Origin of the sequence: Rhizobium sp. AC27/96 (assembly GCF_001692325.1) — a bacterium.
Taxonomy (GTDB): domain Bacteria; phylum Pseudomonadota; class Alphaproteobacteria; order Rhizobiales; family Rhizobiaceae; genus Rhizobium.
This window is the reverse complement of sequence record NZ_LXKN01000009.1, coordinates 79,025-100,121: the sequence shown is the minus strand read 5'-3', so window position 1 is coordinate 100,121 and position 21,097 is coordinate 79,025. Positions and strand designations below refer to the sequence as shown.

Here is a 21,097-nt window from a genome sequence, read left to right as displayed (position 1 = left end):
GCTCGTTCCTCGTCTAATTCTTAGTTTTTACAAGAGCGGGGGTAGGTAGGGACGCAATCAACTTCCGTCATATCAGCGCAAGAAGCAGACCTCCGCTCTTGCAATTTCAATGGCTTAGAAATTGCGCCGGCCTTTTGAAGGTGAAGCACATACCGTCTCGCAATTCCTAAACCACTGAAATTACTTCCTCGCCCGCCAGGGGCGAGATAGATCCTCGCATTCGCCGCAACTCACTCACACCTCAAAGATTCGCCGGCTACTGATCGTGCGAATTTGCCCCATCGGAATGGCATCGACGGGCACTCCAGCCCGGCGATATAGGCGAAGCCGCCGGCTGCTGCCCGGCGGTAGATGAAACCAGTCATCCTCTGCGCGGTAGGCTTCGAATTCGATCTGCACCGATTGTGCCAGCCGATCGCTGCTGAGATCGAGGAACCAATTCTCACCTTGCTGGACCGCCGATGCCATGATCTCGGCATCATGAAACGCCTTGGTTCGGCCAAGTGGGAAATAAAAGGCCTCGGCGATGAGCGCACCCGTATCGGATGCCGTCAGCTGGGCCACAGTGACATCGTGCGACGGCGGACCGAAGCGGAAGGCATAGGTCGTATCGAAGAAGGCGCCGAAAAGATCCGTGCAGGCGATCTTCTGCTTGGTACGGGCTTCGACCACCAGGTCGCGGCCGCCACCGACGACGATCTGCCGGCCATCGCGGAGACATGAAATCTGAACAGTCAATTCGAGCGCAACATCGCTCTCGTTGATCACATGCACGTCGAGGCCGTTGGTGCCCTCGTCGGTGAGCAGCACCTGCACCGGCCGGAAGGCGCGGCGCAGCGCATACCAGATCGGCTTGGGCTCACCGGTGGAATCGATCACGCCCCAGCCGGCGCCGGGCAAAAGGTCCTGCAGCGTCCAGACAAGCGCCCCGTTGCAGCCGGAGCCGTGCCGCCGCCATTCGGCATAGGTCTCCTCGGCGACTTCGCCGGTGACGGCGCGAGAAAGGCTTAGATAGAGATCGGGATCCTCTCGCCGCAGCCGGCTCGGCTCGAAACCATAGAGTTCCTGAAGATAATGATCGCGCACATCGTCGAAATCCCAGGATGCGCCGCGATCGCGCGGAACGCGCTCCTTCCATAGCGGGCTATGAACGGCCGGAACCGGCAAATGCCGGCCGAGCGTGCGAGCCTGCGGCACATGCGCGAAAGCCAGACTTTCGGCGGAAAAGCGGACATCGGCGCGGCGCGCATCGGCAAGCGGCCGCATATAGGCGCCCACGCCATAATAATGTGTCACGCCGGCATTTGGCGAAAACGGCATGGCGCCGCCGGAAGGCGAGTTGACGACATAGGGCACATCGGGCCGAAGCGCTTGCACCAGCGGCGGGATGATCTCCTCGACGATCGGGCTCTTCCAGAACTGTTCGGGCAAGCCCATCATCGCCGCCTGCTGCTGCATCTCGCTGCCGCCGCAAAGGACGGCAAGCGAGGGGGATAGGCGCGTACGGCTCAGAAATTGCGAGACTTCCGCCTCGACATGGGCGTTGAGGACCTTGTCGGTCTTCGGATAGTCGAAATTGGCAAACATGAAATCCTGCCAGACCAGCAGGCCAAGTTCGTCGCAAAGGTGGAAGAAATCCGGCGTCTCATAAGCCATCGTGCCGCCGATGCGGATCATGTTCATGCCGGCCGCAGCCGCCAGCCGCAGCCACGGTTCGTAATCCTCGCGGCTACCGGGCAGGCGCGCGATATCAGCCGTCGTCCAGACCGCGCCACGGCAGAAAATCCGCTCGCCGTTGACGACAACTGCGAAATCCTGCCCATCGGCGCCGCGATCGACAGACAGACGCCGAAAGCCGGTCTGGCCAAGCGGATAGTCGATGCCGTCAATCACAAGCACGACGTCGTAGAGGCGAGGCGTGCCATGCGTATGCGGCCACCAAGGCTCCACGCCGGGAATTTTCAGGATCGCATTATAGCGGCCTGGACTATCCCGCTCGAAAGCCTGCTCGATATCGCCGCAGCGCAGGACGATCTCGCTTACATCGCCCTCGATCGAAAGCGATGCATAGAGCCGACCTTCACCATCATCGAGCAAGTCAGGCCGCAGCGAGAGATCGCGGACAGCAGGCGTGCCAGAACGCAAAAGCGAAACCGGTCGCCACGGACCGACGGCGTGTATCTCCGGGCACCAGCCGGGCATATGGCCGAGCAGCGTCGTGCGCACGAGCCGCAGGCCCTGCGGCGTGATCATCTGCGGTCGCCAGCGGGCGCGCGGGCCTGGTTCTGAAAGTCTCGACTCCAGAGCGCGAAAACATAGCGCCAGCTCATCTCCGCCAAGCAGAGTGACGGCGACGTCATGGGCCTCGAACATGCTTTCGGAGACGAGGATTTTCTGACCGTTGAGGAAGACCTCGCAGAGCGTCGCCAATCCCTCCAGCCGCAACACGGCATCGCCGGCATCCGCATCGATTAGACGGCAGATGTACCAGGCATCCCGGTCATTGAGCGGGTGTGGTTTCGTGCGGTCGAAAAGTCCGGCTTTCTCCAGCGCTTCCGCCACGGTGCCCGGCACCGGCGCCGGGATCAGGCCGGCCGAAAGCGGCACGTCGGAAGGAGAGACGCAGGTGCCCGCATCCGTCAGCACCAGATTCCATCCTTCGCTCAGCCGCATTTCGCCGCCGATACTTGCCAAGCGCCCGTCCATGACATCTTTCCGGAGGATTTCCCCGCCCCAAACCTAACCCGAAATCGCCGAGCCGTCTCGCATCGAACGGAAGCCGGTCAGAGCTTCCGTTCAAGCAGCCCCATCATGGCATCCCATGCATCGGCGGCCGGATCAAGCGCTGTCCGCAGCGGCTCGAATTTCTTGCGCGTAATGGCGCGGGCAAGCTGAAACTGCACCGACTTCGCAGCTTCCGATATCCGCCGCGCTTCGGCGGCGGCATCGGAGAAATCCGCCGTCAGCCAGTCGAGATGGCTGCCCGCGAGCTCGAAATTGGCACCGAGCTGGCGCAGCGTGTTGAAGGCGTATTTATGGAAGAAACCAAAAGGCCGTTCGGCCACCGCTTCCACCTGCGTCGGGAAGACCTCGGCAAAGGCGCGGATCGGATTGGCCTGCGGGCGACGGCGGAAATGCAAGGGCAGCAGCTGCCGTGACGTCTGCCGAATGGCGGCTTTGCCTGGCACCTTTTCAGGGAACTTAACGAATTCCGTATAGGGCAGGAACGGCGGATCCTCATCCGTCAGATGCAGCTGGAACAGCCCGTCGAAATCCTCGCCCGACAGCTGGAAGAAGCCGCCATTGTGGAAATAGTCGAGCGTGCGGCCTTCCATATCCAGATGGTTGATCGCCACCGTCGTCTTGCCGTGCTCGCGGCGATAGCCGACGCCCTGGGTATCCGGCATGAAGAAAGAGTCCATCTCCACCAGGCAGAGCCGGCCACGGCCGATCTGCTCGGCGACGTGGTTCTGTACCTTGTCGTAGATCGCCAGTTCGGTGCAGCGGATGCCGTAGAGCGCTTCCAGATCTTCGAGCGGCACCTTGAAGAAGGTGAACTGATCGCCTTCGAAATCCTGGCCCATCGTGAAGCCGAGCATGGCTTCCGGCGGCAGGTTCAAGGTTGAAAGCACTTCGATCCAGAGGTCGATGTAGCAATTGGTCTCAGGCCACATGCGCTCGCTGTCGTGCAATGCATGTGGCTTGTAGGCGGCGGGTTCCAGCCCCTGAAAGACGGCGGCCATGGAAGCGATCAGCCCCACAGCGTCTTGCGCACACTCTCGGGCCATTCCTTGACGTCGAGACCGTGGTGATGGAACAGCGCCAGCGCAATACGCTCCAGGCCGAAGCCGACGCAGGCCGTATGGGCGACGGTGCCGTCAGCGAAGTTCAGCCCCCATTTCGTCCCGAAGGCGTCCTGGTGATAGTTGAAGCTCATGCACGCCGTCGGGTTGGCGGTCGAGGTGATCGGGATCAGCAGCTCGAACTTCAGGTTCTGGTCGCGCTGATTGTTGGCGAGCATCTTGCCGGCACGGCCGAAGAAGGGATCGTTGGCAGTGTCGATATTCACCTCGAGGCCAACGGCCTTCATCATCTCGACGCCGCGGTCCATCCAGCTCTGACGGAAATCCGTCACATGCTTTTCGGTGCCCATGCAGACATATTCGCGCATGCGGAAGAGCTGCTGGCGAGCCGGGTCCTTCGAGGGCTCGTGACGGAAGCAGTAGGACTGCAGATCGAACAGTGCGCCGCTTTCCGAAATGGCGCCGCGCTTGGCGACCGTCGGGTAAAGCGGATAGCAGGCAGCCGGGGTCAGCACGATATCGGTCGCCTGCTGATCCTTCGTCCAGTCGTCGCCGACTTCCATGCACTTCAACAGGCTCATATGGTCGAGCTCGTGACCGCAGAAGCTGTGCACGGTGCCGGCGAGCTGCGGGAAGCTCTTCATGTAGCCGCTCTTCTCGAAGAAGACCCGGTTCATGCCGGGCGGAAAGCGGATGGCCTCGGCGCCATCGGCGCCGCCGAACTTGTCGATCAGCCGCTCGAAGGCAGCAATAACATCTTCGAACTGGCCGCTGCGGCCATAGAGACCATCAACGCCGGTGTCGATCAGAAGACCGGATTCGAAAAGGCGGTCGAGAAACGAGGTTTGCATATCCATGACGATTACCCCAACAGGCTGGTATCTTGTTTGTGGACGAGCAGCATGGTCGACGTATTGCCGAGAATGCGGTCATTCGAGATCATCAATTGCGCCGAATGCGCATCACGCAGATGGCGGCCGAGGCTGTAGGGCGTACCGTTCTTGTAGCCCATGATGCCGCAGATCAGCATGGCGTGATTGATGATCGGCAGGATCATCTCCGACGATGCGATCTTGACGTTGTTCATCGCGACGGCAAAGGCCATGGACGAGAGCCTGTCGGCATCCTGCTTGGCTTCCTCATAGACCTTGAGGCCGGCAACCACATTGGATTTGACCATCTGCAGCATGCTTGACGTCTCGGCCAGACGCAGCGCGCCCGGCGGCGGCGCGCCGGGAGATTTGCGGGCCGCGGCACGCACGAATGCCTGTGCGCGGGCAACGGCATCGGCCGCAATTCCATACCAGACGCCGCTCCAGAGCAGATGCGAGCTTGCCAGCATGGACTGCGCCGCGATCTCGGCAAACGGCTTCGGCAGGATCTGCACTGCCGGAGCTTCACCCTTGAACAGGAAGCCGTCGGAGCAGGTGCCGCGCATGCCAAGCGTATTCCACTCGACGGTGCGTTCGATCGAATACTGATCTTTCAAGAAGACCGTCAGCACCTGATCGGAAGAAGCGGCCTCGGCATGGCTGCGCGAGGTGATCAGGATGGCATCGGCATGGGCGCCGTAGGAGATGACGGTCGCGTCCTTTTCCAGGAAGCAGGTGTCACCTTCGACCTTGATGGCACAGATGCTGTTGCGCAGGTTACCGCCAATCCCGCCTTCGGTGGTGGCAGAGGCCAGCAGCAGCTGTTCCCTGGCGATGCGGCGCATGAACTCGCGGTGCCAGTCGCTGTCGGCGCCATGCTCGACCAGGCTCGAAAGCTTGATGTGATGCATGGCGAAAACCATGGCGCTGGCCGCGCAGGCCTGGCCAAGGATCGAGCAAAGCTCGGCGATTTCGGTGATCGATGCACCCTCGCCACCAAGGGCAGCGGGGATCTGGATGGACAGCAGCCTCTCGGCGCGCATGGCGTCGGCAGCTTCGCGGGGGAACCGGCCCTCGGTGTCGACGGCATCGGCGTGTTGGCCGGCGATCGCGGCGACGCGCGCGGTTCGCACCGCCAGCGCGTCACTCGTCCCAACCTCGTGCAAAGCGACGGCCGCGCTCATCATGCGACCTTTCGATTATCCAGGATCATGCTGACGGTCTTTTCGATCGCAGCGATGCTGGCGAATGATTTGCGGTTGAGGAGATTATCGGGAAACTCGATGTCGAACGCCTCTTCGATGCCGAGCATCAGCTGGACGGAAGCGAAAGAGGACAATCCCGCCGCATAGAGATCGGCATTGTCTTCAATCTGATCGATAGTAACGGGGAGCGCACCGAACTTGGCCAGCAAATCGCGAATCGTCTTGTTCATAGTCTAGTCCCTTCTGGCAATGGCAAGCATAACCGTAGTTACGCAGTCTTATTATTCGCCAAGAAGTAACAGGGAAAATAGAACACTCCACTAACCGACGTGGTAAATACAACAGACTTATACTTCGTAGAAAATTCCCATATTCAACATCAGCCTAATTGAAATTTACCGAATGTAAGGCATTTAAGATGCCGTCTATGCAGTAATATTAAATATTTCTAATATTGTGTCTTGGTGGTTTTCGGGAAAGGCGGACGCGGTAATAAGGTTAACGTGCCAAACTCGCCACTACGTTTTATTCGAGAAAACGCATAACAATCAGCGCGTCAGTAGAAGTATAAGCAGGAAAATCGAATCTAGGCTTCCGGCGGATAGATGTGATCGCCGCCGCGATAGTCCGAAATCGAATAGCAGCCTTCGCCCATCTCGCGAACCGAGCTCCGGCCGATATCGGCCTTGCCGTAGCCGCCGGGAATATCGAGTATGTAGGTGGGCTGGCAAAGGCCGGAGATGCGACCGCGCAATGCGGCGACGATCGCCTGCCCCTCGGCAATCGTCAGGCGAAAATGGCTGGTGCCGGGCGCAAGATCAGGGTGATGCAGATAGTAGGGCTTCACCCGCGTCTCTACGAAAGCCTTCATCAGCGCCGCCAGCACATCCGGATCGTCGTTGACGCCCTTGAGCAGCACCGACTGGCTGACGAGGACGATCCCCGCATCGACCAGCCGGGCGCAGGCGGCGCGCGCCTCCTCCGTCAGCTCCCGGGGATGATTGGCGTGCAGCGCTATATAGATGGTCTTACCGCTCGCCTTCAGCGCCGCGATCAGGGCCGCATCGACCCTCGAGGGATCGACGACGGGAACGCGCGTATGGAAGCGGACGATCTTCACATGGTCGATATCGGCGAGCTGCCGCAGGATTTCTTCCAGCCGACGCGGCGAAAGAACCAGCGGATCGCCGCCGGTCAGAATGACTTCCCAGATCTCGCTGTGATCGCGGATATAGGCAAAAGCGCCGTCCAGCGCCACGCCATCGAGCGTCCCGAGGCCCTGCGGCCCGACCATCTCGCGGCGAAAGCAGAAGCGACAATAGACCGGGCAGACATGCACGGCCTTCAGCAGCACGCGGTCGGGATAGCGATGGACGATGCCTTCGACGGGACTATGGGCGTGATCGCCGATCGGATCGGCGCGCTCATCGGGCGTGACGAGCAATTCGGCCGCATCGGGCACGAACTGCCGGGCGATCGGATCGGCAGGATCGGCCGCGTCGATCAACCGCATGACGGTCGGCGTCAGCGCAACCGCATAGCGCTCCGCCACCGCCTCCAGTGACAAAGCCTGATCGGCATCGATCAATCCGGCGCGCTCAAGCTCGCTGATAGTCCTGATCGGACGCATCGAATTCATGCTCCGTACTCCGCGACCGGCGCCCATAGCACCTGTTCTATGCGCGAGGCCCCGGTTGCCAGCATCACAAGCCGGTCGAAACCGAGCGCGATGCCGCTTGCCTCGGGCATGACGGAGAGCGCCTCCAGAAAATCCTCGTCCAACGGATAGGTCTCGCCGTAGACGCGCAATTTTTCCGACATCTCGATCTCGAACCGCCGGCGCTGCTCGCCGGCATTTGTCAGCTCGCCGAAGGCATTGGCAAGCTCGACGCCGCAGGCATAAAGTTCGAAACGTTCGGCAACGCGGTGGTCCCCAGCCGAAGGCCTGGCAAGGGCCGCCTCGGAAACGGGATATTCATCAAGGATCGTCGCGCGGCCGAAGCCGAGATTGGGCTCGATCTTCTCGACCAGAACCCGGCTGAAGAGATCCTGCCACAGATCATCCTCGGCGACCCGCATGCCATTGCGCCGCATGTCGGCCGCCAGACGCTCGCGGTCTGTGGAGCCGTCGAGGCCGATCGAGGCAAAGAGATCGATGCCGGCATAGCGCTCGAAAGCGGCTGCTACGCTGACGCGCTCCGGCGTGAGGAACGGATCGGTCTCGGCACCGCGATAGGTGAGCTTCTTCGCCCCGACCGTCTCGGCCGCCAGCGCCAGCAGCGCGGAGCAATCGGCCATCAGCGCCTCATAACTCTCTCCGGCGCGATACCATTCCAGCATGGTGAATTCTGGATGGTGCAGCGGCCCGCGCTCGCGGTTACGATAGACGTGGGCAAAGCAGGCGATGCGCTCCTCGCCGGCGGCCAGCAGCTTCTTGCAGGCAAACTCGGGCGAGGTGTGCAGGTAGAGAGGCGATGCCTTGCCATCCGTCGTCAGGGCCTCGGTCTCGAAAGCATGCAGGTGCGCCTCGTTTCCCGGCGACACCTGCAGCGTCGCCGTATCGACCTCGATGAAGTCGTTACGCGCAAAGAAGATGCGCAACGCCGCCTGGATCGCATTGCGGCCGAGAAGGAACGGCCGCCGGTCCGCATGGACATTGCGGGTCCACCAGGGGGACGCTTTGCTGGTCGTTGGCTTCATTCCTAGCTTTCTTCGGGGCTCACGCCGCGTTGGGGGTGGCAATTTCCATTGATTTAGGGTAGTTGCGCCCCCAAGCAAACAATTGCTGCGTCTCGGAGAGCATTTCGACAGTCCCTCTACGACGCAAAACGCAGCGTTACAAGGAAGTCTTATGGTCAAGGTCATCGCCTCTTCGGTCCGCAAGGGCAACGTTCTCGACGTCGACGGCAAGCTCTACGTCGTTCTCACCGCTCAGAACTTTCATCCAGGCAAGGGCACTCCGGTCACCCAGGTCGACATGCGCCGCATCGTCGACGGCGTGAAGGTCTCCGAGCGTTGGCGCACCACCGAACAGGTCGAGCGCGCCTTCGTCGAAGACGTGAACTTCCAGTACCTCTATGAAGATGGCGAAGGCTTCCACTTCATGAACCCGGCCACCTACGACCAGGTCGTCGTCGATGTCGAAACCATGGGCGACCAGAAGGCCTTCCTGCAGGAAGGCATGACGTGCGTCCTGTCGATCCATGAAGGCATCGCGCTGGCCCTCCAGCTGCCGCGCCACGTCACGCTCGAAATCACCGAGACGGAACCGGTCGTCAAGGGTCAGACGGCTTCCTCTTCCTACAAGCCTGCGATCTTGTCGAATGGCGTGCGCACCCTGGTGCCGCCGCACATCAACGCCGGCACCCGCGTCGTCATCGCGACGGAAGACGTTTCCTACGTCGAACGCGCCAAGGACTGAGCATTTCAGCTTCAACGCATGAAAAACGCCCCGTCAACCGACGGGGCGTTTTGCGTTTGGGGCGAGTGAAATAGTCGCGCTACGGCGTATTGGCTTTTTTCTGATCCTGCTCTTCGGCCTCGGCGGGCGCTGAAGCCGTATCCGTCTCGATGCTATGCTCGTGCGGGGCCAAGGCCTGCAGATGCAGCACCCGCGGCGACATCGCATGCATATAGGCCTCGTTGCGGCCGACATAGATCACGGTCACATCGGTCATTTCCGCCAGCAAGGCGCTCAGCATGGCCTGAACTTCGGACTCCAGCCCTTCGAGCACATCGTCGAGGATGACCCATTTTGGTTTTGCCAGGAGCATATGCGCAAAGCCGACGGCCTTCTGCTCCTCTGTGTCAAGCAGCCGATCCCAGCGGGCCTGCGTATCGAGCCGGCCTTTGAGACGGCTGAGACCGACCTTTTCCATCGCGGCCTCGACGGCTGCTTCGTCATAGGCGTCCCGATCTTCCGGAAAACAGATCGCTTCGCGGAGCGTACCGCCGGGCACATAGGGCGTATGCGGAATGAACAGCATGTCGTCCATCGGCGGCAGGCTGACCGTGCCGGAGCCGCTGTACCATTGATGCGCCAGCACTTCGAACAATAGCCTGCGGTTCACGCCGTGATCGCCGTTGATCATGATGTGCTCACCGGCATTGATCGTCACCGTTCCCTCGGCAATTCGGAAGCCGTTCTCGGTCGCTTCGTCGTTGGTCCGGGTGGAAATCTCCATATCGGTCCACACCATCGTGCCGGGCGCGGCATTGTCGAAGACGAGAGTGTGCGGCATCGGCGTCTTGTCGTCCATTTCCGTTAGAGCCTGACGGAAATCGGTGACACGCATGAGCGTCGCACGCCATTCGGCTATCGGACCGAAATTCGCGACATACCAGCGCAAGGCCGAATTGACCTGGTTGAAGGCGCCGACGGCGACCATGAGTTGGCCGAAGGTCAGCCCACCGGAGAAATAGGCTGGCGCGGCCACCAGGATGGGGATGATCAGCACCAGCCAGCCATAGCCGGCAGAAACCCAGGTGAGATTGGTATTGGCGATTGCCAGCTGGCGGATGACCGCAAGGACGGCGGAAATATCGAGGTTGATCCGCCGTCGTTCATTTTCCTCGCCACCGGCAATGGTGATCGCCGGCATGTGTTCATTGGCATGCATGAGCGCGAAACGCAGCTCGGCTTCCTTGGAATAGCGATCGGCATTCAGCCGCACCAGCCGGCGGCCGACGAACTGGCTGAGGAAGGACGCCGAGCCGGCGTAAAGGATCGCCGCCCACACCATGTAGCCGGGGATGGAGAAGCTCGCGCCCTTGAAATGGAAGACCATGCCGTTGGAAAGTTCCCAAAGCACGCCGATGAAGCTCAATAGCAGGATTGTCGCCTGCACCAGCCCGATGGCGAGGCCCGTCGAGCTTTCCGCGAGATTGCGGGCATCCTCATGCAGCCGCTGATCGGGATTGACGCCGATGAGCCCGGCCGAGGCCAGACGAAGCGCGCGCTTGGCCTGCAGCCATTGGTTCACCAGATCGCGCGCCAGACCCTCGCGCATGTAGAGCGCGGTCATCTGGTTGAGCCAGGCCTGAATGACGTTGAGGACCAGAAGCGAGCCGGCGATGATGCCGAAGACGCCGAGCTGATGGAAGAAGGCGGTGATATCGCGCCTTGCCAGCGAATCGTAGAAAGGAGCGTTCCAGCTATTGAGCAGCACCTGGACGTAGGCGGTGACCATGATGATGGCGAAGAGCGCTATGGTCAGGGAAATGATCTTGAAGCGTACTGGTGAATTCCAGAACGCGGAGAACATCATCCTCAGCCGAAAGAAGAGGCTCAAATCGTATCCGACCTGCTCGTTCCCCTGGATATTCGGCTTGGCTTGCGCTTCAACTGCCATCAGCACTTCCCTGCGACGCACGTACCGTCAGTTAACCATGACCCGCCCTCATGTCCATCCTAGCAATAGATCGGTGCGATCACGTTGCTATATACACGGTTTCACGCCTTGAACCGAATAAGGTCAGCAATTAGCTTGCATTGGAAAGATTGAGAAAGCCTTCCGATGCAGTTTCAGGGAACAGCAGACTATATCGCCGACAAGGATTTGATGGTCGCGGTCAATGCCGCCATCCGGCTGGAACGGCCGCTTCTGGTAAAGGGCGAGCCCGGCACGGGCAAGACCGAACTGGCGCGGCAAGTGGCAGCCGCCCTCGGTCTCGCTCTCCTCGAATGGAACGTCAAATCGACAACCAAGGCGCAGCAGGGGCTTTACGAATACGATGCCGTTTCGCGCCTGCGCGACAGCCAGCTCGGCGATGTTAGAGTTCACGACGTCGGCAATTACATCAGGCAGGGCAAGCTCTGGCAGGCCTTTACCTCGCCGAAAAAATGCGTGCTGCTGATCGACGAGATCGACAAGGCCGATATTGAATTCCCGAACGACCTGCTGCAGGAACTCGACCGCATGGAGTTCCACGTCTACGAAACCGGCGAGACGATCCAGGCCGCGATCCGGCCGATCGTCATCATCACCTCGAACAACGAGAAGGAACTGCCTGACGCCTTCCTGCGCCGCTGCTTTTTCCACTATATTCGCTTCCCCGACATGGAGACGCTCGCCCGCATCGTCGAAGTTCACTATCCCGGCATCAAGCAGGCGCTGGTGCAGGCAGCGCTGACGCAATTCTTCGAAATCCGCGACGTGCCGGGCCTGAAGAAGAAGCCATCGACCTCAGAAGCCCTCGATTGGATCCGCCTGCTGGTCGCCGACGACGTCGACCCCGCCACATTGCGTGTCGATGCTAAGAGCGTGCTGCCGAAGCTGCATGGCGCATTGCTGAAGAATGAGCAGGATGTTCATCTTTTTGAACGACTGGCCTTCATGGCGCGGGGGCAGGGGAAGTAGTGCAGGCTCGTGGTGACAGGCCGAAGATGACCGTGCCCAATTCAAATATAAAGCGTGGAGACCATTTTACCTGGACATATGCTCTTTGGTTTATACCGATGTTGATACAGCCTTGGGAAGGTTGGCTTCCCTCTGGTTGGGATTGGTGGAGCATTGATCTTTTAGCGTTTCTATTACTTTCAATCGCAATTTTAGTTTCGCTTTGCGTCAACTTAATACGCCGCCGCTGGCGGCGAATTTTATCACTCCTGGCAACTCCGGTTTTTCTGCTGATTTTAACCGGCCTTCTTGCTTTTGTTGGCATGACTCCTGACCGTGTCAGGTTTGCAGTCACTCGCGGTGAATATCTTGCTCAGATCAAGCGCAACAACGCGCAAAGCACAGCGCCGCGCTTCAATACATTTGCCTGGGATGATACTTTTATAGCAAAGACTTACGTGACTCTTGTTTATGACGAGAGCGATGAGATAGGCTTGCCTGTCGGTCAGCAATCAGACGCTTGGCGTCAACGAGTTGCAGAAGCGTGTCACAAGAGCGGCAACTGCGTAAAACTTGATTCTGAGCCAGACGAATACATTACCGTAGAGAAACTTAGCGATCATTTCTATCTTTTCGAAGATAGCTTCCCGAACGCCTTTCCGTAGCTATCTGCGACATCACTTTAAGACGGGACCCAAGCCCTTCTTGAGCGTCAGTAAGTGACAAACAACATGAAAGCGCGGTCGCCAGCCCCGCAAGGCCTACCCCATTGACCCGCCGCCACGGCAGGTTTATGGAATTTGACTGTGGTGATTTGGCCGGCCGGCTTGCAGCCACGTTAAATAAGTCGCTAAAGGGCCGCGTGCGGACCGGTAGCGATTCATATTGCGGCCGGTTTTTTGCATTTGGTCGAGTGAAACGATGCCCATCAAGATTCCCGATACGCTGCCCGCATTTGAAACCCTCCAGAACGAGGGCGTGCGGGTGATGACCGAAACGGTGGCGATCCGGCAGGATATCCGCCCCCTTCAGATCGGGCTTCTTAACCTCATGCCGAACAAGATCAAGACCGAGATACAGATGGCGCGCCTCGTCGGCGCATCGCCGCTGCAGACGGAGTTTTCGCTGGTGCGCGTCGGCGGCCACAAGGCCAAGAACACCTCCGAAGAACACCTGTTTTCCTTTTACCAGACATGGGAAGAGGTCAAACACCGCAAGTTCGACGGCTTCATCATCACTGGCGCGCCGATCGAACTGCTGGAGTATGAAGAGGTCACCTACTGGGACGAGATGCGGCAGATCTTCGACTGGACGGCGACCAATGTCCATTCGACGATGAACGTCTGCTGGGGCGCGATGGCCGCCGCCTATCATTTCCATGGCGTGCCGAAGCATACGCTGAAGGAAAAGGCCTTCGGCGTCTATCGCCACCAGAACCTCGCGCCGTCCTCCGTCTACCTCAACGGCTTTTCCGACGATTTCGCCATTCCGGTCTCGCGCTGGACGGAAGTGCGTCGCAACGACATCGAGAAGGTGCCGAGCCTGCAGATCCTGATGGAATCGAGCGAAATGGGCATCTGTCTCGTGCACGAACGGGCCTGCAATCGGCTCTACATGTTCAATCACGTCGAATATGATTCCACTTCGCTGGCGGACGAATATTTCCGCGACGTGAATGCGGGCGTGCCAATCAAGATGCCGCACAACTATTTCCCGCACAACGATCCGGAAATCCCCCCGCAGAACCGGTGGCGCAGCCATGCACATCTGTTCTTCGGCAACTGGATCAACGAGATCTACCAGACCACGCCGTATGATCTGGAGGAGATCGGCCAGGAAAGGACTTGAGGCTTGTTCATTCCCTTCTTCCTGAAGCTGAAGGAAGCGAAGGTACCGGTCACGCTCCGGGAATTCCTGTCGCTGCTTGAGGGAATGGAAGAGGGGATTGCCGACTATGACGTCGAGGCCTTCTACTATCTGGCGCGCACGACGCTGATCAAGGACGAGCGCTTCATCGATCGCTTCGACCAGGTCTTTGCTGACTATTTTCGCGGCGTCGAGGCGATCGGCGGCAATGCCGATGCGGTCGAGACGGCCGCCATTCCCGACGAATGGCTGCGCAAGCTGGCGGAAAAGCATCTCACGGAAGAAGAGCGAAAGCAGATCGAGGCGCTCGGCGGCTTCGACAGACTGATGGAAACATTGCGGCAGCGGCTGGCCGAACAGCAGGGCCGGCACCAGGGCGGATCGAAATGGATCGGCACGGCGGGCACCTCTCCCTTCGGCGCATACGGCTATAATCCGGAAGGCGTGCGCATCGGCCAGGAAACCTCGCGCCACCGCCGCGCGGTCAAAGTCTGGGATCGCCGCGACTTCCAGAATCTCGACGACGGCGTCGAGCTTGGCACCCGCAACATCAAGGTGGCGCTGAAGCGCCTGCGCCGTTGGGTGCGCGAGGGCGCGGCCGACGAGCTGGATCTCTCCGGCACCATTCGCTCCACCGCCGAACACGGCTATCTCGACGTCCAGACCCGGCCCGAGCGGCGCAATGCCGTCAAGCTTTTGATGTTCTTCGATGTCGGCGGCTCGATGGACGACCACATACGCGGGGTGGAGGAGCTGTTTTCCGCCGCCCGCTCTGAGTTCCGGCACATGGACTATTTCTACTTCCACAATTGCCTCTACGAAGGCGTGTGGAAGGACAATCGCCGCCGGCGCGTCGATATTACCTCGACGACCGACCTGATCCGCACCTTCGGCCCAGATTACCGCGTCGTCTTCGTCGGCGATGCCTCGATGAGCCCCTATGAGATCAACCAGCCGGGCGGCTCTGTCGAGCATTGGAACAAGGAGGCCGGCAGCGTCTGGCTCAGCCGCATGACCGGACATTTCCGCAAATGCGTCTGGCTCAACCCGGTTCCTGAAAACTACTGGGGTTATACGACCTCGATCTCCCTCATCCGCCGCCTCATGGCAGACCGCATGTACCCGCTGACGCTTGGCGGGCTGGAGAAGGCGACGCGGGAGCTTTCGCGCTAGGCGCACGCGCTCCCGCCCTTTCGGCGACGGCAAATGGACTTTCACCTTGCCACCGCCAGACGGGGCAAACTCTATGCGTGCGCTTTGCGATAGGCCGCGACGACGAGCCAGATTGCCGAAAGCAGGAAATAGAATGCGCCGAACCCGACATAGGGGGCGATGTCCAGAATCGTCGGCGCGGCAGCGCCAATGGACCGGCTGATCATGAACCCGCCGGCAAGGGCCGATTGCGCGCCGCTCAGGATCATCACCCATTGCGCGCCAAAGTGACGCCAGCGCCTGACCGCCGTGTAAAGCTGCAGGAGGCCCGAGAGGATCGCCCAGATGCCAAATACGGCCAGAACCGCATAGGTGCTGTTGGTGACTGCCACGATCACGGCAAGCGTGGTTATCGTGCTGACCACGACATTCAACGCCTGGGACGGGTTGGCCTTGAGGCCGCCATTGACCCGCGCGTCAACCAGATTGGCGAAGGCGTCCCATGCCGGGTAGATCACGAGCAAGAAAGCAATGAGATGAGATTGCCCGCCAAAGAGAATGGCGGCGGCAATCCAGGCGATCGAGAATATGGCACGTACGAAATAATAGGATCGCAGCCAGCTGGACTGGCTTGAGGACTGGTTTTGCATTGGCAGGCTCCAAGTTGAAATCTACCAACTAGTAGGAAGGCTGAACTTGCCTGTCAACTCACTATCCGAACACCTCTTTGTGACAAGCCGAGGTACCGGGGTAATCTTGACAAATTACCTACCAGAAGGTAGGCAGCAGCATGAAATCAATGACTTCGACTTCCGGAAAGATTCTCGACACCGCGCAATCCCTCATCGTCGCGGGAGGCTACAACGGCTTCAGCTATGCCGATATCTCGGCTGCGATCGGCATCCGGAAGGCGAGCATCCACCATCACTTTCCGACAAAGGCCGAGCTGGTCGCGATATTGGTCGACCGCTACAGGCAGCAAGTGGACGGGGGTTTGAATTCTCTTCGCGAACAGGTCTCAAGCCCGGCCGAGCAATTGCAGGCCTATCTGAATTTCTGGCAAACATGCATTCGTGATGCCTCGCTGCCCTTCTGCGTCTGTGCCATGCTTGCTGGCGAAATGCAGATGCTGCCGGAAGAGGTCGCATCACGCGTCCGCGCCCATTTCCATAGTCTCGCGGGATGGCTGACCTCGGTTCTGAAGACTGGCACCGAGCAAGGCCTGTTCCGGCTGGACAAGCGGCCGGAAGAAGAAGCGCAAATGCTGATGGCATCGGTACACGGGGCGATGCTTTCCGTACGGGCTTTCGGCGACTCCGAACTGTTCAGTGCAATCGTCAGCCCTCAGATCACCAGGCTGCTGGCCCCCGCTCGCTGAAGAACGTTGGATCTTTGACTTAGCCCCTCACCCCGCCCGCGGTAGGGCAATTGCATATGGGGCAACGCCGGCACTGATAGTTCCTTCTCCCCTCGGGGAGAAGGAGTTGCGTGGCAACGATCTCCCCCATATACGCTTCCCGTAAGCGGGCAGAGGGTGAGGGGCCATTGCGGAAACCAGCCGACCTGTCGCACGCACGGCACACGACCAGCGTAATCTAGCACTTCGAAAGCCTTACCCAACCTTGATCCCTCTCCACTCGCCCCTAATTTCCCTATCGAATCGGTTGCGGAACGGCACGAATGGGGGCAGGGTCTGGCCTGATATTTCGAGAGCAATGGATGAGCTGATATGACGGAAAGCACTTTGCAACGGGAAGTTTTTGGGACGACGGCCGATGGGGATACCGTCTACCGCGTCAAGATCGTCGGTGGCGGGCTGACGGCGCATATCATGTCGTGGGGCGCGGTCATCCAGGATCTTCGGCTTGATGGCCACGGCCCGGCCCTCCTTCTCGGCTTCGACGATTTCGCTGATTATCGGGCCCATTCCTCCTATTTCGGTGCCACGCCGGGCCGCTGCGCCAACCGTATCGGCGCCGGCCACTTCACGCTGGATGGCAAGCAATACCAGCTTGAGCTCAACGAAAAGGGCGTCACCCATCTGCACGGCGGCAAGGACAATATTGCCAAACGTAACTGGACCATCGTCGAGCACGACACCGACCGCGTCGTGCTGAAGATCGTCGATCCCGATGGCCGCGCCGGCTATCCCGGCAATTGCACGATCCAGGCGACCTATTGGGTTCATGGCAACGGTGAATTTTCGATCACTTATGAATCGACCGCCGACCAACCCACCCTCGCCAATGTCTGCCAGCACGCCTATTTCAATCTCGACGGCCGCGACGACGCGCTGGGCCACGACATCATGATCGCCGCCGATCACTATACCCCGACGGATGAGAAGCAGGTGCCGACAGGTGAAGTCCTCCCGGTCGATGGCACGGTGTTCGATTTCCGCGAGATGTCGCCGATGAAGCGTTTCGATGGCAGCGAACAAGCGCTCTACGATCACAATTTCTGCCTGTCGGCCGAGCGCACTGCCAAGCGCTCCGTCGCTCTCGCCCGCAGCGTCAATTCCGGCGTGTCGCTGGAGGTGCGCACCACCGAGCCCGGCGTACAGTTCTATACGGGCTTCAAGCTCAATGTTCCGGTTCCGGGCCATGACGGCCGCAAGATCGGCCCCTTCGCCGGCTTCTGCCTGGAAACGCAGGTCTGGCCGGACGCCATCAATCATGAAGGCTTCCCCAATGCCGTGCTCCGCCCGGGCGAGGTATTGCGGCAGGAAACGGATTACATTTTCACCAAGAACTAGGCCGGGCATGCCCTGCTTTCCTGATATCCGGCCGGGCGTCCCAAGCGCCCGGCCGATTCTTTTTAGGCCGACGGACAGATTCACCTTGTGAATTGGTTCTAAATAGGTTCTATATGGTCATCATGGATAGAACCAGTTTGATCGCCGAATTGAACACCCGCGGTCTCGGCGACGGGACCGGCAGCGGGCCGCTGTACAAGCGTCTGGCGCAGGCGCTGACGGGCCTCATCCAGGAAGGCCTGCTGAAACCGGGTACGGCTCTGCCGGGCGAGCGCGATCTCGCCGGAGCACTGGAAATCGGCCGCGTTACAGTGCGCACCGCCTATCGCGACCTGCTCGCCTCCGGTGTCATCGAATCCCGCCACGGCAGCGGCACCTTCGTCTCGCAGCATGTCGAGCGCATCGAACAGCCGCTCTGGCGCCTCTCCTCCTTCTCCGCCGATATGCGCTCGCGCGGTCGCGAGCCGGCAGCCCGCGTCTTGTCGCGCACCATCAGCGCGCCGGCGCCGGAAGAATCCTTCCTGCTCGGCCTCGGCCTCGACGAACCCGTGCTGCGGCTCGACCGCCTGCGCTTGGCCGATGGCCAGCCGCTTGCCATCGAGCGCGCCGTGGTTCCCATCAAATTCCTGGGCGAAGACGCCATATCCGAAGGCTCCCTCTACGATGCGCTCGCCGCCCGGGGGTACAAGCCCGTGCGCGCGCAGCAGAGGCTGACGGCCGTGACACTGGACCCCACTTCCGCATCGATCCTGACCGTCAAGGCCGGGGCGCCTGCGCTCCTGATCGAGCGCGTCTCCCGCCTCGCGGACCAGCGCGTCGTTGAATATACCCGCTCGCATTATCGCGGCGATGCCTATGATTTTGTTGCTGAATTGAGAATTGGAGATGACCTATGAGCGAGACCCAATCCCTGATGCTGACGGAAGCCGGCCAATCGCCTGAGGTGGTTGCGGCGCTGCTTGAAAAGGAAAAGCCCGCGTTTGCCGAAATCGCGAAGCTCTTTTCCTCGGGCCGTCCGTCGCTGATCACCACGGCGGCGCGCGGCTCTTCCGACCATGCCGCCACCTTCTTCAAATATCTGTTCGAGATCTCCTGCGGCATCCCGGTCGCCTCGGTCGGCCCGTCGATCGCCTCGGTCTACGGCGCGCCGCTTCATTTGAAGGGCGGCATTCACTTCACGGTATCGCAATCCGGCGGCAGCCCCGACATCATCGCGCTGCAGGCCGCCGCCAAGAAGGGCGGCGCCACCACCATCGCCGTTGTCAACGTCACCGATAGCCCGCTTGCCAACGAGGCCGACATCGTGCTCGGCCTCAATGCCGGCAAGGAACAGAGCGTCGCCGCCACGAAATCCTTCATCGCTTCCGTCGCAGCCCTTGCCGGCGTCACGGCAACGATCTCGCAGGACAAGGCGCTTGCCGCCGGCCTCGCCAACCTGCCGGAAGCGCTTGCCGCAACCTCGGGCATCGATGGCAAGGCCGCCGAGGACGTGCTCTTCAATGCTTCCTCGCTCTATACCGGCGGCCGCGGCCCGGCTTTCGCCATCGCGCTCGAAGCCGCGCTGAAGGCCAAGGAAACCGCAGGCCTGCACGCGGAAGCCTTCTCGCTGGCAGAACTGATGCATGGCCCGATGCGCCTCGTGCAGCCAGGCTTCCCGATCGTCGCCTTCTCGCCCGATGACGCTGCCTTCGTCAACAATGCCCAGGCGCTCGAACGCCTGCAGAAGCTCGGCGCGACCGCCGTCTCCTTCTCGACCGCGCCGCTTGCCGGCATCAACCTGCGCATGCCCAGCACCGGCAACGGCCTGCTCGATCCGCTGGTATCGCTGCTGTGCTACTATCGCCTCATCGAGTCGGTGACACGCCGCAAGGGCTTCGACCCGGACAAGCCGGCTAACCTTCTCAAGGTAACGGAGACCATGTGATGGACTACAAGGTCTTTACCGGCGCCCGTATCTTCGACGGTGATCGGTTTCATGAGGATAGCGCGCTTGTCATCGGCAACGGCCGCATCCATGCCATCACCAGCGTCAACGATGTGCCTGACAATGCCGAAACGATCCAGCTGAAGGGCGGCGTCCTGTCGCCCGGCTTCATCGATGCGCAGGTGAACGGCGGCGGCGGCCGCATGCTGAACGACGAGCCTTCGCCCGAATCCATGTATCTGATCGCCGATGGGCATCGTCCCTATGGCACCACGTCGCTGCTGCCGACGCTGATCACCGATGTCGCGGCCGCAACCACGGCGGCGATTGAGGCGGCGATCGAGGCAGTGAAGGCCAATCGCGGCGTTGCTGGCGTGCATCTGGAGGGCCCGCATCTGGCGCCGGCCCGCAAGGGCGCGCATCTGGCCGAGTTGATGCGCCCGGTCGAGGACAGCGACGTCAGGACCTTCATCCGCGCCCGTGAGGCGATCGGCACGCTGCTGGTCACCATGGCGGCCGAGCAGGTGACGGAGCGGCAGGTGCAGGCGCTGGCCGAAGGTGGCGTCATCGTCAGCATTGGCCATAGCGATTGCACAGCGGAAGCAGCGGATGCCCGTTTCGATGCCGGCGCCCGCGGCGTCACCCATCTTTTCAACGCCATGAGCCAGATGGGCCATCGTGCGCCGGGCCTCGTCGGCGCGGCCATAGACCACCCCGCCCCCTGGTGCGGCATCATCGCCGACGGCCACCATGTCGATCCGATCGCGCTGCGCGTCGGGCTGCGCGCCAAGCGAGGCGAAGGACGGCTGTTCTTCGTCACAGATGCGATGTCGCTCGTCGGCACGGATCTTCCGAGCTTCACGCTGAACGGCCGCACCGTCTATCGCACCAAGGGCGGCTATTGCTCGAAGCTGACGCTGGACGACGGCACGCTTGCCGGCTCAGACGTCGATATGGCCTCGACGATCCGCTACGGCGTCAATGTCCTTGAGCTGCCGCTGGCGGAAGCCCTGCGCATGGCGACATCCTATCCCGCCCGCTTCCTGCGCCTGACGGATCGTGGCCACCTGACCCCCGGAACCCGCGCCGACCTCGTTCACATCGACGACGGCATCGAAGTCACCGGAACGTGGATCTCGGGCCAGCCTTCGGCCTGAAATAATGAATGAGAATGAGGAGACT

General features: G+C 60.6%; 19 protein-coding genes and 1 riboswitch. Of the genes, 10 read left to right on the top strand and 9 right to left on the bottom strand.

Going from position 1 to position 21,097, the window contains the following annotated elements:
• Nucleotides 1-234 precede the first annotated feature (234 nt).
• The 7 genes from A6U86_RS10065 to epmA form a co-directional block, all read right to left on the bottom strand.
• Nucleotides 235-2,706: a glycoside hydrolase family 2 protein gene (locus A6U86_RS10065; RefSeq protein WP_068389959.1), complete on the bottom strand. Its 2,472-nt coding sequence runs from the start codon at nucleotides 2,704-2,706 to the stop codon at nucleotides 235-237.
• A gap of 77 nt (nucleotides 2,707-2,783) precedes the next feature.
• Entirely contained in the window at nucleotides 2,784-3,743 is a 960-nt protein-coding gene (locus A6U86_RS10060; RefSeq protein ID WP_068390146.1) for a DUF1839 family protein, read from the bottom strand.
• A gap of 8 nt (nucleotides 3,744-3,751) precedes the next feature.
• Nucleotides 3,752-4,660, bottom strand: a complete 909-nt coding sequence (locus tag A6U86_RS10055) for an amino acid--[acyl-carrier-protein] ligase (RefSeq protein ID WP_068389956.1) — start codon at nucleotides 4,658-4,660, stop codon at nucleotides 3,752-3,754.
• Between the two features lie 5 nt (nucleotides 4,661-4,665).
• A complete protein-coding gene (locus A6U86_RS10050) occupies nucleotides 4,666-5,859 on the bottom strand; it encodes an acyl-CoA dehydrogenase family protein (protein ID WP_068389953.1) in 1,194 nt (397 codons plus the stop codon).
• Entirely contained in the window at nucleotides 5,859-6,110 is a 252-nt protein-coding gene (locus tag A6U86_RS10045; protein WP_068389950.1) for an acyl carrier protein, read from the bottom strand. The genes A6U86_RS10050 and A6U86_RS10045 overlap by 1 nt, the downstream gene beginning before the upstream one ends.
• Before the next feature lie 356 nt (nucleotides 6,111-6,466).
• Nucleotides 6,467-7,519: a lysine-2,3-aminomutase-like protein gene (locus A6U86_RS10040; protein WP_068389947.1), complete on the bottom strand. Its 1,053-nt coding sequence runs from the start codon at nucleotides 7,517-7,519 to the stop codon at nucleotides 6,467-6,469.
• Entirely contained in the window at nucleotides 7,516-8,580 is a 1,065-nt protein-coding gene (gene epmA / locus A6U86_RS10035) for an EF-P lysine aminoacylase EpmA (protein WP_068389944.1), read from the bottom strand. Before epmA ends, A6U86_RS10040 begins: the two co-directional genes overlap by 4 nt.
• Before the next feature lie 151 nt (nucleotides 8,581-8,731).
• Between epmA and efp the strand changes: the two genes are divergently transcribed.
• Complete coding sequence (gene efp / locus A6U86_RS10030) at nucleotides 8,732-9,301, top strand: elongation factor P (RefSeq protein WP_068389941.1); 570 nt, start codon at nucleotides 8,732-8,734, stop codon at nucleotides 9,299-9,301.
• A gap of 79 nt (nucleotides 9,302-9,380) precedes the next feature.
• On the opposite strand, the gene A6U86_RS10025 is transcribed toward efp, so the two are convergent.
• Complete coding sequence (locus tag A6U86_RS10025) at nucleotides 9,381-11,231, bottom strand: ABC transporter ATP-binding protein/permease (RefSeq protein WP_068390137.1); 1,851 nt, start codon at nucleotides 11,229-11,231, stop codon at nucleotides 9,381-9,383.
• A gap of 165 nt (nucleotides 11,232-11,396) precedes the next feature.
• Between A6U86_RS10025 and A6U86_RS10020 the strand changes: the two genes are divergently transcribed.
• The 4 genes from A6U86_RS10020 (at nucleotide 11,397) to A6U86_RS10005 (ending at nucleotide 15,257) form a co-directional block, all read left to right on the top strand.
• On the top strand, nucleotides 11,397-12,239 hold the full coding sequence (locus tag A6U86_RS10020; RefSeq protein WP_068389938.1) for a MoxR family ATPase: 843 nt from the start codon (nucleotides 11,397-11,399) through the stop codon (nucleotides 12,237-12,239).
• Between the two features lie 26 nt (nucleotides 12,240-12,265).
• Nucleotides 12,266-12,883, top strand: a complete 618-nt coding sequence (locus A6U86_RS10015; protein ID WP_068390134.1) for a hypothetical protein — start codon at nucleotides 12,266-12,268, stop codon at nucleotides 12,881-12,883.
• Between the two features lie 131 nt (nucleotides 12,884-13,014).
• Nucleotides 13,015-13,092, top strand: a riboswitch (SAM riboswitch).
• Between the two features lie 47 nt (nucleotides 13,093-13,139).
• Nucleotides 13,140-14,066, top strand: a complete 927-nt coding sequence (metA, locus tag A6U86_RS10010; protein WP_068389935.1) for a homoserine O-succinyltransferase — start codon at nucleotides 13,140-13,142, stop codon at nucleotides 14,064-14,066.
• A gap of 3 nt (nucleotides 14,067-14,069) precedes the next feature.
• The gene (locus A6U86_RS10005) at nucleotides 14,070-15,257 is read left to right on the top strand and encodes a VWA domain-containing protein (protein ID WP_068389932.1); all 1,188 of its coding nucleotides are present in this window, start codon (nucleotides 14,070-14,072) and stop codon (nucleotides 15,255-15,257) included.
• A gap of 71 nt (nucleotides 15,258-15,328) precedes the next feature.
• Here the strand turns inward: A6U86_RS10005 and A6U86_RS10000 are convergent, their stop codons facing one another.
• Nucleotides 15,329-15,886: a DUF308 domain-containing protein gene (locus A6U86_RS10000; RefSeq protein ID WP_068389929.1), complete on the bottom strand. Its 558-nt coding sequence runs from the start codon at nucleotides 15,884-15,886 to the stop codon at nucleotides 15,329-15,331.
• Nucleotides 15,887-16,026: 140 nt separating this feature from the next.
• Here A6U86_RS10000 and A6U86_RS09995 point away from each other — a divergent pair, with 140 nt between their 5' ends.
• From A6U86_RS09995 to nagA, 5 genes are all read left to right on the top strand, one after another.
• Complete coding sequence (locus A6U86_RS09995; RefSeq protein WP_068389926.1) at nucleotides 16,027-16,614, top strand: TetR/AcrR family transcriptional regulator; 588 nt, start codon at nucleotides 16,027-16,029, stop codon at nucleotides 16,612-16,614.
• 351 nt (nucleotides 16,615-16,965) lie between these two features.
• On the top strand, nucleotides 16,966-17,991 hold the full coding sequence (locus A6U86_RS09990) for an aldose epimerase family protein (RefSeq protein WP_068389923.1): 1,026 nt from the start codon (nucleotides 16,966-16,968) through the stop codon (nucleotides 17,989-17,991).
• Nucleotides 17,992-18,113: 122 nt separating this feature from the next.
• Nucleotides 18,114-18,887, top strand: a complete 774-nt coding sequence (locus A6U86_RS09985) for a GntR family transcriptional regulator (RefSeq protein ID WP_068390132.1) — start codon at nucleotides 18,114-18,116, stop codon at nucleotides 18,885-18,887.
• Entirely contained in the window at nucleotides 18,884-19,915 is a 1,032-nt protein-coding gene (locus A6U86_RS09980) for an SIS domain-containing protein (RefSeq protein WP_068389920.1), read from the top strand. Before A6U86_RS09985 ends, A6U86_RS09980 begins: the two co-directional genes overlap by 4 nt.
• The gene (nagA, locus tag A6U86_RS09975) at nucleotides 19,915-21,072 is read left to right on the top strand and encodes an N-acetylglucosamine-6-phosphate deacetylase (RefSeq protein WP_068389917.1); all 1,158 of its coding nucleotides are present in this window, start codon (nucleotides 19,915-19,917) and stop codon (nucleotides 21,070-21,072) included. Before A6U86_RS09980 ends, nagA begins: the two co-directional genes overlap by 1 nt.
• Nucleotides 21,073-21,097 lie beyond the last annotated feature (25 nt).